Raw genomic sequence first — 13,879 nt, 5'->3', positions numbered from 1 at the left:
TAAGCAGTTTTATTCTATAAATCATTAAAAGGTATACTTGAAAAGTGTAAGGTGACTGGATTCATTCGTCATTGGACCAATAGGCTTTTTATAACCAGTCGAAGCATAATATGTAAAATTTTCATTGACGATTAGCTGAATATAACATATAGTTTATACCATCAACTATTGATGGAGTGAATCATTATGGGGAAAGAAAGAGTTCAATATATATTTGATCGATATATGGATATTTTTTTACATGGAAAGAAAAGTATAACGTCATTAATGTCTGAGCAATTGATGGAAGAATTATCGCACGAGCAATTTTCGTTAGTTCGAAAATTATACATGCATGGACCTGCTCGTTCTTCTGAGCTGGCGGAACAATTATTTGTACATAAAAGTGCTATTACTGTCAGAGTGGAAAAACTAGTGAAAAAGGGCCTGGTTGAGCGGCATAGGGATGAGCAAGACCGTAGAAATGTTTACTTACAGTTATCCAAGCAAGGTATTGAATTGTATGAATCAATTCAGGCGAAAATTGATCAGTTTTTAGAATCGATTGTATCGAATTTGCCTGAAGAAGAAATGGAAAGCTTCCTCAATGTGTATGAAAAAATCGCCAATTACATCGAGAATTATGAGGGGGAAGAAAAGTGAAATCAATTTTACGATTTAGATGGCTGATTCTTGCTGCCTGGGTAATAGCAGCAGTTATTTTGATGATCAATTCTCCGAATATGGCTGAGTTGATTAGAGAAAAAGGCCAACTTACAGTTGCAGATGGATATCCTTCTAAAATAGCTTCCGAAATTATTGAAAAACATTCCTCAAAAGAAAAAGGCACCGAGGCGTTTATTGTTGTTTTTCATGATGATAAAGAACTTGAAAAATCGCAACTATCACATATTGAAACGACGATGGGTAAGTTGGAAAAAGATAAATCGAGGCTTGGTATCAGCGAAGTTACAACTCATTTTAATGATGATGCGCTTAAGGATCAGCTAGTATCTAAAGATGGAAACACGATCATTGCGCTCCTTGATGTAAAAATTGGAAAGGAAGAAATTTCTGAAGTCCGTGATCGTTTGGATGAAGCAATTGCAACGGATCATGTCGATACATATATGACAGGTAATGCTTTGATTAATGAAGATGTGATCATTAGCTCTGAAAATGGCCTGAAAAAGACGGAAGTGATCACAGTAATATTTATTATGGTGGTACTTGTGCTCGTGTTCCGTTCAGTTGTTGCTCCATTGGTTCCACTTCTTACGGTAGGTTTAACATATGTTGTCAGCCAAGCGGTTGTCGCCTTCTTAGTGGATGGACTTAATTTTCCAATTTCCAATTTTACAGCTACATTCCTTGTCGCCATACTATTTGGAATTGGAACCGATTATTGTATTTTACTGCTGAGTCGCTATAAAGAAGAGCTATCGACTGGGCAGGACATTCAATCAGCGATTATCACTACATATAAAACGGCTGGAAAAACGGTCATTTTCAGTGCGCTAGCAGTAATGATTGGTTTTGCGTCAATCGGTTTTGCCACATTTAAATTATATCAATCGGCGGTCGGCGTAGCAGTTGGTGTTTTTGTGCTTGTAATTGCCTTGTTTACAATTGTTCCATTTTTCATGGCTACATTAAAAACGAAGCTGTTCTGGCCGGTGAAAAAGAATATATCCCATTCCGAAAGTAGATTATGGGGATGGATGGGAAATCTCGCAATTACAAGGCCACTCATCGCACTTGGGATTGTTGCAGTATTTACCGTTCCTTTGCTTGTCAGTTATGACGGTGAGTTATCGTTCAATTCCCTAGATGAAATTGGGGAAGAATATGATTCTGTAAAAGGATTTAATCTTGTTGCTGATAGTTTTGGTCCTGGTGAAATTATGCCAATTCAAGTTATTCTCGAAAACGATGATTCTATGAAGACGAAAGAATATTTAGCATTAATAGAGTCAATCGGCAATGATCTAGAAAAAATCGACCATGTAAGCAAAATTCGTAGTGTTACAAGGCCAACCGGTGACAAACTTGAAGAGATTTATGTGAAAAAACAAGTGAATGAACTAGGTAAAGGGATGGAAGAAGGTACGGATGGAATATCTCAAATCAAAGATGGCTTAAATGAAGCAGCCACTTCTATTAAAGATTCCAAACCAGATCTCGAAAAAGCGACAGCTGGAATCGGCGAGTTGCAAGCTGGAACGAAACAATTACAGTCCGGAGTAGGTGAGCTCCAAACGGCATTAAATGCAATTGAAAGTGGAATTCGTCAAGGAACAGATGGTGCGGGAGAATTAAAAGATGGTGCTGCTGAAGCAAGTAAGCAGGCGGCAGAGCTACAATCTGGTGTTGAGCAATTGCTTACTGGATATGAGCAAGCACAAGTGGGAATTGCACAATTGATTGCAGAGTATGAAAAAGTTCCTGCTACTCTTCAAGAAGCACAGGCACAATTGATGTCATTGGAAGAACCATTGACGAAGCTCGCGCAAAGCCATCCGGAAATAATGGAGGATCCAAACTTTGCTGAGATTCAAGCAATCATCGGTAATGCAACGAAGCAAGTTGCAATAGCAGGTGGAACTGTTTCAGCACTAAACGAAGAGTTGGCAAAAGTTCGTGCTGGCTTGGAAACAGCCAATAATAATCTCTCTCAGATAAGTAAAGGATTAGGCCAGTTTTCTAAAGGGCTAACAGACATTACGAAAGGTTTAGGACAGTTGGAATCAGGTTTAGGAGAAGCGGCGGCAGGACAGCATCAAGTTGTGCAGCAAATTCCAACAATCTCATCCGGTATTGGTGAAATTGCAACTGGACAGGAACAATTGCAATCCGGTTTCGGTAATATGGGCAGTCAACTTGAGGAATTAAGTGACGGATTAACTCAAAGTAGTGAAGGTCTTGGTCAAATAGAAGATGGTTTTGGTGAGGCAGAAAATTATCTTACAGATCTTGCAAATGGAACGGAACTGCAACAATCTGGTATTTATATTCCCGACCAATTGTTAACCGATAAAGACTTCCAACAAGTGTTCGATATTTACATGTCAGCTGATGGAAAAATGACGACAATGGAAGTCATACTTGATTCAAATCCATACTCGAAAGAATCGATGGATATGATCTCTAAACTGGAACAAACAATTGAAAATACAACGAAAAATACAAAGCTAGAACAGGCAAATGTTGGGGTCGGCGGTGTAACAAGTATGAACCGTGACCTTGAATCTATGTCAGATTCTGATTATACGAAAACAGTCACATTCATGATGATCGGGATTGTGTTGATTTTAATTATTTTGCTTCGTTCGTTAGTTATGCCCATCTATATAGTTGGATCATTACTATTAACCTATTATTCTTCTATAGCAATGACGGAAATAATCTTTGTGAATATTCTTGGTTATTCAGGTATTAACTGGGCGACGCCTTTCTTTGGATTTGTTATCTTGATCGCGCTAGGGGTCGACTATTCCATTTTCCTAATGGATCGCTTTTCCGAATATAAAGAGCTAGATGTGAAAACTGGTATTATGCTTGCAATGAAAAATATGGGGACAGTCATCATGAGTGCAGCCGTTATTTTAGCTGGTACATTTGCGGCAATGTTGCCGTCAGGAGTCTTATCTATGTTGCAGATCGCTACATTGGTCTTATCTGGTTTATTATTTTATGCGTTAATAATCCTGCCATTATTTGTGCCAGTGTTGATAAACTTGCTTGGAAAAGGAAATTGGTGGCCGTTTATGCCCAAGAAGGATTGATCGACTCACATTATTAATTGCTAAATCTATTGCAAAAATGAAAGGGTGAACTGTCGGGTTGTGAAGGGATAGCTTGATGAAGAGTAAGTTATAAACTTTTCATTAGATAAGCTGAGAAAAAGCATGGAATACAATGGACAGAAATAGTTATAATAGAAAAACATTCAGAGAGGAGCTTGTAAGACTTAGCTTCTTCCTGAATGTTTTTAATATGTTAAGTACTTATATCTATACATAATTTAATGCATTACTTTTCTTTTTCGTTTAGGTAATGGTGACCACCAATTCATATCTCCAAGTAATTTCATTAGTGATGGCACAAGCACCATTCGAACGAGGGTTGCATCGATAAGAATTGCCAAAGCAACGGTGACTCCCATTTGTTGAACAGGTACAATGCCAGTAAACGCAAAGGCTCCTGTAATGACGATCATGATAGCTGCGGCGGATGTAATGATTTTACTCGTCGATATTAGGCCTTCGAGTGTAGCTTTATCATTATCACCGGTTTCCTGATAAATCTCGTATATCCGAGAAATCAAAAACACTTCGTAGTCCATGCTAAGTCCAAAGACAATACTAAAAGCGAATATTGGAATCATTAATGCGATATCGGCAGGGCTACTTCCGAGATGGCCACCTTGGAATAGCCAAACAACAATTCCGAATGTACAACTTAAGCTAATGATGTTCATCAATATTGCTTTTAGTGGAATGAGTACAGATCTAAAAGCGATAAATAGCACAATGTATGTGGATATTAAAATAAACGCTAAGCTATACCAAATTTTATTATAAATTTCATCAAAAATCTCTTGTTGGAATTTTGGTATTCCTCCAATCTTTAGATCAAGATTGGTGTTTTTGTTTTCCCAATCTCTAACCCAATCCTTTGCATCAGTAGAAGAACCATCTGCATGTAATTGCACTTGTAAAAGGGCTAAATTATCGCTTGTTAACTGCTTAAATGCTGGTTCAAGCTGTGATTTTATTTCAGGCACTTTGAGTGAAGTATTTAATTCTTCAGCGCTCATGTTAGTTGCTGAAAAAATAGAATCGACACTTGAGACAAGTGGGTCAGTTTCTAATTCTTTTATAAGACCTTCCAGTTTATTGAGGGAATCTGATTCCGCTGCTACTTTATTCGTCCTAGCGATAATTGGTACAGTTGTTGTACCGCTATCTTGAAATGTTTTCTCAAATTTTTCAAAGTTTGTCCGTGATTCATATGATGTTGGAAGTGCATCAGCTTCTGGAATCACGAGATTCATATTGCTCACGGGTAATGCGCCAATAATAAGTAAAGCTGTTGTAAGTACTGCCATAATAATTGGTCTTTTCATTACAAATGCTGCAAATCTGTGCCAACTACTCGTGCCTTTTTCTTTTGTCTTAAAAAGAGTTAATTTATTAATATTAGGTCCTAATATGGATAGCAACGCTGGTAAAAATGTAATTGCGGCTAAAACAGATGTAAACACAACTGCTACACCACCGATTGCTACCGACTGGAAAACGCCAACTTGGATAAATAACATAGCAACTAGGCCGAGTAACACACAGAAACCTGAGAAAATAATGGCTCTGCCCGAAGTGAGAACCGTTTTTTTATTTGCTTCTGCCGTTGTTTTTCCCACCAACTCTTCCCTAAACCTGTTGACGAAAAGTAAAGCGAAATCAATCCCAAGTGCGAGTCCGATCATTGGTGAGGTATTCAAGACGAAAATAGATAGATCGACCTTTTCTCCAGTGAAATAAAGTATACCCATTGCAACGACTACACTGACAAATCCGGTGATTAGAGGAATAAGGGCTGCAATAACTCCCCTAAAAGCAAACAGAAGAACGAGGATAGCGATCGGAATGCCGATTAATTCAGCCCGAACCAAATCATCTTGTGCAGCTTTACTCATATCTTCCTCAATAATCGGTCCACCAGTAAGTCCGGCAGAAAATAAATCATTGTTTGTAAGCTGCGCTCGGATATTCTCTATATTGTCTGTTATTCCATCATCAGATCCATTAAATGATAGAATTGCGTATGCCCTATTGTCTTTCATCAATTCTGGAGATGCTAGTGGAGAAGTAAACACTTCGGTATGTTTTACTGATTCCACATTTCCAAGTGTTTCCTCGATATAATCGAAGAATTTATCTTGTGCTGCTACTTCGTCCTTTTCGAAAAAAAGAATCATCGAGGACGCAGGTATGTCGAATTCAGACCCTAACACGTCTTCTACCTCTTGATAAGTACCATCATATTCAAATCCACTGCCACTAAGTATAGATGGAAGTTTTAGAGCGAAAAATCCAAAAAATAAAACGAGAGCAACCCAAAAAATTAAAACAAGTTTGCGATATTTATATGTAAATAAAGCAAGGTTTTTCATGAAATTCCCCATTCCGTATGACTATTCTTTTTTTATCATAATGGAAAAATGTATTTCTTACCAGGAATGCCCAATAGAAAAGTGTTTTAATTGGTGAAGCAGGAAGTATTATATGTGGATAATGCACACAACAGGGGATTAATCTCCTGGTGTGTACTCCAATTGGGTGGCTGCTTGAATGGCATCTTCTTCATTAAGAAAAAATGATGTGGAACCAATTACGTCATAGAGACCACTTCTTTTAAATAGCTCTACTCCCCAGTCTGGCAACCCTGCAATAAACACGATCCGGTTCATTTTCTTTATCCCTGCAATAAATGAAGCAAGTTTTTCTTCACCGGTAGCATCGATTAAAGTTACTTCACTCATGTTCAAAATAATGACATGAGGAGCACTTTGAACAGTAGAGTGGAAAGATTGTTCGAATGCTTGCGCTGTTCCAAAGAATAAAGGACCCTTTATTGCAAATGTCATATGCCTAAAATGAGCGGTTAGGTCCAAAGAGTTTTGTTTTCTATTTTCCACTTGGAGTGATTCGCTTTTCTTTTTAATAAAAGAAAGAATCGCTAAAAGTAACCCTACTTGCACAGCAACTGTTAAATTAACGAACACAGTGAGCAAAAAGGTGGCAAGCAGTACGAGGGAGTCTCCCGTTTTTAATTTTATAATTTGTGAAAATGCTTTGTATTCACTCATATTCCAAGCTACAAACATAAGCAGTGGAGCCATAGCTGCTAGAGGGATGTGAGAAGCATAAGGTGCTAATAGAAGCAATGTAGCTAAAACAAATACACTGTGAATTACCCCAGAGAAAGGACTTACTGCGCCAGATCTTATATTAGTGGCTGTTCTGGCAATTGCTCCAGTAGCTGGAATCCCGCCAAAGAGCGGTGTGATAATATTAGCTATTCCTTGCCCGAATAATTCCTTATTAGAACGATGTCTTTTGCCAGTCATGCCATCGGCGACAACAGCGGACAAGAGAGATTCGATGGCCCCCAAGGCAGCAATAACGAGTGCTGGTTGCCAGAGTTCCTGGATTTTTGCCAGTGTGATTTCAGGTAAGTGAAAATGGGGTAAAGTTTGTGGGATTTCTCCGAATACAGTGCCAATCGTATCTAGTTGATTTGGATAAAATAAGACAGCAATTGTGGTAGGAATAATGAGTGCGACAAGAAGAATGGGAGCTCGTGGAGCAAACCGTGTCACTAAAATAATAGCGGATATTCCTGTCAATGCCGTTAGAATACTGTAGCCATTCACATTAGCTATATGTTGAAATAACTCCAACATGTTTTGGTGAAAATATTCTTTTTTATCAAGCTCGGAAAGACCAAGAAAATTTCCAAGTTGGCCTGTAAAAATGATCACAGCAATCCCGGTGGTGAATCCAATGGTCACGGATCTCGGAATGTAGTGAATCAAATTACCAAGTCGAAAGATCCCCATAATTACTAATAGGACACCAGCCATGAGACCTGCAATTAGTAAATTCTCATAACCGTATTGCAGCACTACAGCTAGCAAAATAGGGATGAATGCCCCGGTTGGACCTGCAATTTGGAAACGAGAGCCTCCAAGTAAAGCAACTATTAATCCTGCGATAATTGTCGTATAAATCCCATATTCAGGATTTACGCCTGAAGCTATGGCAAAAGCCATCCCAAGAGGAATGGCTACAATACCGACAGTAATCCCAGAAATGAAGTCTTTACGCAGGTTTGCGGGTTGATAATCACGAAAGCGATCGTCAGAGAACAAATTAACTTCACCTCTCATGTATTTTAAGAGCGGAAATAATTAATTGAGAGTTTATTACTATATATCCATTATACTGGAAAAATAGTGATTTTTCAATAAGAGTCATCTTGTTGATTTAATCATTTCTTTGTTAAAGAAAATCATAAGTCGAGGGACACGCATGATGTAAGACCAGTTTATATGTCGTTTAACGGACGTTTGTGCTTTTGTTCTTTGTTAGCCATATTCCCATTTGTAATGCAAAAGCATCATTGAAATTTTGCGGGTCATATCCACTTTCCATTTTAATTTTATTTAAACGGTAGATAAGGGTGTTACGATGAATAAAAAGTTTTTCCGCTGTGTTTTTAATATGAAGATTACAGTCGAAAAAGGCTTGTAAAGTATCGATGTAATTTTTTAAAGATCCCTGAAGAATTCTTTCGGAAAATTGTTCTGCGAGCTTTGCATCAATTTGATGTACAAGTGCTTTTGGCTCTACGTCTGTATAAGCAATGACTTTATATGTAGAATCAGTAATTGCTAAAGCCACCTCACATTCGCGATAACCTTGAGCAATGTGATACATATGAGCTACTTGGGAACTGTAGGCTAATCGAATGAGGAAATTTTTCCTTTCGAGTTCTTGATAAAGTGCAGATAATTTCCTTTCTGTTTCAGAACTATTTACGTTTGGGATAATAATCAATATCTTATTTGCATGGACTATTCCAGTAAGTACATCTACATTATCCATCTTTTCCTCTATGCTATTTAAAAGGAGCTGATTAGAAAAATCCGGATCTACTATCTCTATAAGTGCAGTAACAAAAGGTGGCTTCAGTGTAAGAGGAAGTAAACTGAGCAAGCGATTGATACGATCTTCTGACGGAGAGTCCCTTAATAACTCCTCCACAATCATATCTTTTGTTCTTTGTCTCCACTCAAATTGAGTTGCCATATAAGCCTGCTTGAGTAGTAGTTCAGCCATCATTTTTACAAGGCCGCCTCGGTCACCTATGTCTTTTGGATCGCCGGTAATTCCGATCACTCCAACAATTTTATCTTGAAAATGTATTGGCAAATTAATGCCAGGTTGGGTGCCGCGAAGTAAATCCTTATTGTGAACTGTGATTTCGACGGATGTATTACTTCGAATGACTTCCAAAGCACCTTCATGAATAAAATGAAGGCGCGCAGGATCCCGCGTGGCAATAATGATTCCTTTTTCATTCATAATATTAATATTAAGCTGCAAAACTTTAGAAGTTTCTTTCACAAGCATTTCTGCTATTTCATAAGTAATCATTGAAATACTCCTTTCTACAAAAAAAGATGGAAGTTACATGACGGACAGAAAATAGATGCAAACGGCCAGTAAATTATCCGCGACGGCTAGTAAAAAGATTCCAATAGCCAGTAAATTATCCACGACAGCCAGTAAACGGTTATTGACAGCTAGTAACTAGAAATCATGACGAATTATAAAGTAAGGTAATGAGTACTTTGTTATAAATATGGTAATAAAAAGGATGATAGTTCATATTATTATGTTTTTTTAGTCGAATTAACTAAAAAAATGTTCTAAATTGATTGTTAATTTGTATTCTAAACATAAAGATATTATAAAACAATAGATTTATAATATATGAAACAGATACTTGTAAACGTTTTCCTAGAGAGGAGAGATGATTAAAATTAAAATTGTCATTGCACCAGATTCGTTTAAAGGCAGTGTAACGGCTAAGGAAGCAGCATTATCAATTGAAAAAGGGATAAAAAATACTTTTAGTGAAGCAGAAACGGTGTTGATACCCCTTGCAGATGGTGGAGAAGGGACGATGGAGAACCTTGTGTCTGCAACCAATGGACATAAAATCGCTAGAGTTGTTACAGGGCCACTTGGAAAATCAGTTGAAGCACATTTTGGCGTACTAGGGGATAATGCGACATGTATTATTGAGATGGCAAGTGCTTCCGGTCTAGATTTAATTGTTCCGGAAGAAAGGGATCCATTAAGAGCAACGACTTATGGAACTGGAGAATTAATAAAGCATGCGCTTGATGATGGATATAGAAATTTTGTATTAGCTATTGGTGGATCGGCTACAAATGATGGCGGAGTAGGAATGCTTCAAGCACTTGGATTAGAAGTGATAGACGAAACAGGAAAAGAAATTGGTTTCGGCGGGGGAGAATTAAAGCACATCGACAAAATTTCTACGGAGCATTTTGATCAGAGAATCCAGGAAAGTCAATTTTTAATTGCATCTGACGTTGAAAACCCACTTGTTGGTACTAACGGAGCTTCCCATGTATTTGGACCGCAAAAGGGAGCGACAGAAGAGATGGTGCTTGAGCTAGATAAAAATCTCATCCACTGGGCGAATCTTGTGGAAACAGAAAAGAATATAAGGCTCCATGAATTACCAGGTGCAGGTGCAGCAGGTGGGATTGGCGGTGCTTTTCAAGCTTTTTTTCCATCAAAAATGGAACGGGGAATAGATGTCGTTATTAATTACACTAAATTAGAGGAGAAGCTGCAAGGTGCTAATCTCGTCGTTACGGGGGAAGGTCAGGTTGATTTTCAAACTGCTTTTGGAAAGACGCCAATGGGGGTCGCTCAAATGGCTAAAGAGCAGAATATACCTACAATTATTTTAGCCGGGTCAATAGGGGAAAATATCCAAACACTTTATAAATACGGTGTCATCGGGGTACACAGCATAATTAACCGGCCGATGTCGCTCGAACAAGCAATGGAAGAAGCTGATCATTTATTAGAGCACGCAGCTGAACAAGTATGTCGCACATATTTTCTATAGAGAGTAGGGATAAGCCATGAGAATCAAACAAACAATTGAAAAAGTCCCAGGAGGTTTAATGGTTGTTCCATTGATGCTCGGTGCATTAATGAACACTATCGATCAATTGCATATTCCTGTAGTGATGAAATTCCTTCAATCACTTGGGGTCGCACAAACAGCGGATGGTTATTACGAATTTTTAAGAATTGGTGGATTTTCTGAGGAACTATTTAAAAATGGTGCGCTAACACTTATTGCATTATTCCTTTTTTGTGCAGGAAGCCAGATGAATTTCCGTGTTGGCGGGATTGCCTTGAAAAAAGGGGCTTTATTGACAACTTCAAAATATTTAACAGGATTAGTTATCGGTCTTATTTTTGGGTTCTTATTCGATCCAATGGATGGATTTCTCGGTTTGTCTACAGTAGCAATTATTGCTGCAATGACGAATGGGAATGGTGGAATGTACGCCGCGTTAACTAGTCAGTACGGAAATCGTTCAGATGTTGGTGCGGTATCAGTACTCTCATTGAATGATGGCCCGTTTTTCACTTTAATGTCGCTAGGACTTCTTGGTTCGAAATTTCCTGTAATCGCATTTATAGCAGTGCTTTTACCTATTGCGATTGGAATGATCCTAGGGAATTTAGATCCGGAAATTCGCGAGTTTTTAAAAGCTGGAGAAATTTTACCTGTGCCATTCTTTGCATTTGCGCTTGGCGCAAGTATGAATTTTGCTACTTTCTTTAATCCGAGTGTTGTAGGGGCGGGATTGTTACTTGGATTCATGACAACTGCTTTCACGGGACTGACCGGTATATTGGTGTTTAAATTGTTTAAGGAAAAAAGTCAAATTGCGCCAGTGGCAGAAGCATCTACTGCAGGTAATGCTGTAGGTACGCCAGCAGCAATTGCGGCAGCGGCTAGTGTAGCGGCAAGTTCAGGAATGATGAGCGCTAAAGAGGCGCAATCATATGCAGATATTGCTAATTTAGCAACGATGCAAATTTCCATTGCGGTTCTGACGACAGCAATCCTTTGTCCAATTGCTGTTATAATGATAGATAAATATCAAAGAAAAAGAGGAATCGATGGCAAACAGGAAAGGCCTGGGCGGGTAGCATAGAGAATCTTTCTTTAGATCCTATAATAGATTGATGTTGATTTCCGCTTGAAACGAAATCAAAAGTATTCTATTATAATGCCTTTCTTTTAAAGGTAAAGACGTGAGGATTTTTAAGACGTAGTGTTGAAGGGGATTTATCGTGTAGTTAGTGCCTATTGGCTAGCAGACTTCGAGACTCCTTTCTATCATGAGGGATGAGCATCAATTAAAAACGCCCGGCTGTTGGCGACATGGATATATCTACGTCCCAGAGACGGAGTTTGTACCCCGATGATCAAAGTGCTTGCGCTTTGGGCTTATGAAAATCCCCCTAGACATAATTGTCAGGGGGATTCTGTTTAACGAGAATAGTTTTGAAGGGAGAAACAAATGAAAACAACATTATTATATGGAAAAGAAAATTTAACTATTAATCTACCAGAGGATGCGTTGATCCTTGAACCAAAGAATTTGCCAGGAGTTTCGGATGAAATGGAGGCGCTTAAAAATGCCTTGTCAAATCCAATTGGCTCGCAACCTTTAACGAGAATGGTAAAAGCGACAGATAAAGTGGCAATCGTTATAAGTGATATTACTCGCCCAACACCAAATGAAAAACTTGTCCCAGCTTTAATAAAAGAATTAGATCATGTTCCATTGGAGAACTTCGTTATTATTAATGGAACAGGGACACATCGAGATCAAACGAGAGAAGAGTTTGTTGGAATGCTTGGGGAATGGATTGTAGATAACATTAGAATCATTAATAATCATTGTCATGATAAAGAGACGCTGATCAATGTAGGACATAGTAAATTTGGTTGTGACGTCTATTTGAATAAAGAGTACGTAGAAGCAGATTTCAGGATTGTTACTGGGTTTATTGAGCCCCATTTTTTTGCGGGCTTTTCTGGCGGTCCAAAAGGGATTATGCCTGGGATTGCAGGTATCGAAACAATCATGACCTTCCACAATGCGCGTATGATTGGTGATCCATTATCGACTTGGGGAAATATGGTGAATAATCCATTGCAAGATATGACCCGTGAAATCAATATGATGTGTAAGCCTCATTTTATGTTGAATGTAACATTGAATCGGGACAAGCAAATAACAAATGTATTCGCTGGAGAATTGATTGAAGCTCATGATAAGGGCTGTGCATATGCAAAAGAACATGCCATGACTAAATGTGAGGAACGGTTTGATGTAGTCATCACATCCAATTCTGGTTATCCATTAGATCAAAACTTATATCAAGCGGTTAAAGGTATGAGTGCTGCCCACAAGGTCGTTAAGAAAGGTGGCACTATTATTGTAGCTTCTGAATGCTCGGATGGTATCCCAGACCATGGTAATTACGGGGATATATTGCAACTCGCAAGTTCTCCTCAAGAAATATTGGACTTAATTAATGATCCGGAATTTAAAAAGTTTGATCAGTGGCAAGTTCAGAAACAAGCTGTGGTCCAAGTATGGGCGGATGTGTATGTTTATTCTATGTTGACAGATGAACAAGTAACACAAGCGATGTTAAAACCTACACATAATATGGAACAAACATTAGAGGAACTAAAAGAGAAGTATGGAGAGAATATGACGATTGCAGTGCTTCCATTAGGTCCACTTACAATACCTTATGTGGATTCAGAAGAATAAAATTTATATTACTATTCTTTAATTTGACTCCCCAACTTATTTAAACTTTTGGCGGTTTATGGTATCTTTAGGATATAGATAGAGAAGATCAATGTGGGAGGAGTACCGAAGATGTCGCAAAAATTTTCGGCTGTCTTAATGAATGAGAAGGATAATGTAGCGACGGTTTTAGCAAATGTGGACAGGCATTCTCTTGTTTCAGCCGTTTTTGGAAATAAAGAATATGAGATTGAACTTTTACAACCGATTCCATTTGGACATAAATTTGCGTTAAATTTAATTACTAAAGGGGAAAAAATTTTCAAATATGGGGAAGTCATTGGTATTGCATCTTGTGAAATTGCAAAAGGAGAGCACGTCCATGTCCATAATCTTGAAGGGACGCGCGGCAGGGGGGATATAAGTGCAGAATGA

Annotated in this window: 9 protein-coding genes; 6 read left to right on the top strand and 3 right to left on the bottom strand. The window is 38.3% G+C overall.

The genetic code is table 11. From position 1 onward, the window contains the following. Positions 1-186: 186 nt before the first annotated feature. Positions 187-642, top strand: coding sequence for a MarR family winged helix-turn-helix transcriptional regulator (locus BLE01S_RS12370; protein WP_066142420.1), 456 nt, complete (start codon positions 187-189; stop codon positions 640-642). Continuing rightward, a complete protein-coding gene (locus BLE01S_RS12365; RefSeq protein ID WP_066142418.1) occupies positions 639-3,764 on the top strand; it encodes an MMPL family transporter in 3,126 nt (1,041 codons plus the stop codon). Before BLE01S_RS12370 ends, BLE01S_RS12365 begins: the two co-directional genes overlap by 4 nt. A 239-nt stretch (positions 3,765-4,003) precedes the next feature. Here BLE01S_RS12365 and BLE01S_RS12360 read toward each other — a convergent pair whose 3' ends face one another. From BLE01S_RS12360 to BLE01S_RS12350, 3 genes are all read right to left on the bottom strand, one after another. Continuing rightward, entirely contained in the window at positions 4,004-6,154 is a 2,151-nt protein-coding gene (locus BLE01S_RS12360) for an MMPL family transporter (protein WP_066142414.1), read from the bottom strand. Between the two features lie 138 nt (positions 6,155-6,292). Continuing rightward, entirely contained in the window at positions 6,293-7,915 is a 1,623-nt protein-coding gene (locus BLE01S_RS12355) for a SulP family inorganic anion transporter (RefSeq protein WP_066142411.1), read from the bottom strand. 187 nt (positions 7,916-8,102) lie between these two features. Further along, positions 8,103-9,203, bottom strand: a complete 1,101-nt coding sequence (locus BLE01S_RS12350) for a CdaR family transcriptional regulator (protein WP_066142406.1) — start codon at positions 9,201-9,203, stop codon at positions 8,103-8,105. 388 nt (positions 9,204-9,591) lie between these two features. On the opposite strand from BLE01S_RS12350, the gene BLE01S_RS12345 reads away from it, so the two are divergent. The 4 genes from BLE01S_RS12345 to BLE01S_RS12330 all read left to right on the top strand — a co-directional run bounded on the left by BLE01S_RS12345 (position 9,592) and on the right by BLE01S_RS12330 (position 13,879). Continuing rightward, positions 9,592-10,719, top strand: a complete 1,128-nt coding sequence (locus tag BLE01S_RS12345) for a glycerate kinase (RefSeq protein WP_066143379.1) — start codon at positions 9,592-9,594, stop codon at positions 10,717-10,719. A gap of 16 nt (positions 10,720-10,735) precedes the next feature. Then, the gene (locus BLE01S_RS12340; protein WP_066142404.1) at positions 10,736-11,827 is read left to right on the top strand and encodes a 2-keto-3-deoxygluconate permease; all 1,092 of its coding nucleotides are present in this window, start codon (positions 10,736-10,738) and stop codon (positions 11,825-11,827) included. 369 nt (positions 11,828-12,196) lie between these two features. Further along, positions 12,197-13,465 (top strand): nickel-dependent lactate racemase, encoded by a 1,269-nt coding sequence (gene larA, locus BLE01S_RS12335; protein WP_066142399.1) that lies wholly within the window; start codon positions 12,197-12,199, stop codon positions 13,463-13,465. A gap of 111 nt (positions 13,466-13,576) precedes the next feature. Further along, positions 13,577-13,879 (top strand): UxaA family hydrolase, encoded by a 303-nt coding sequence (locus BLE01S_RS12330; RefSeq protein WP_066142396.1) that lies wholly within the window; start codon positions 13,577-13,579, stop codon positions 13,877-13,879.

The sequence above is a fragment of the Lederbergia lenta NBRC 16444 genome, assembly GCF_001591545.1.
In the GTDB taxonomy this organism is placed as follows: Bacteria; Bacillota; Bacilli; order Bacillales; family Bacillaceae_C; genus Lederbergia; species Lederbergia lenta.
This window is presented reverse-complemented; position numbering and strand designations above follow the sequence as displayed.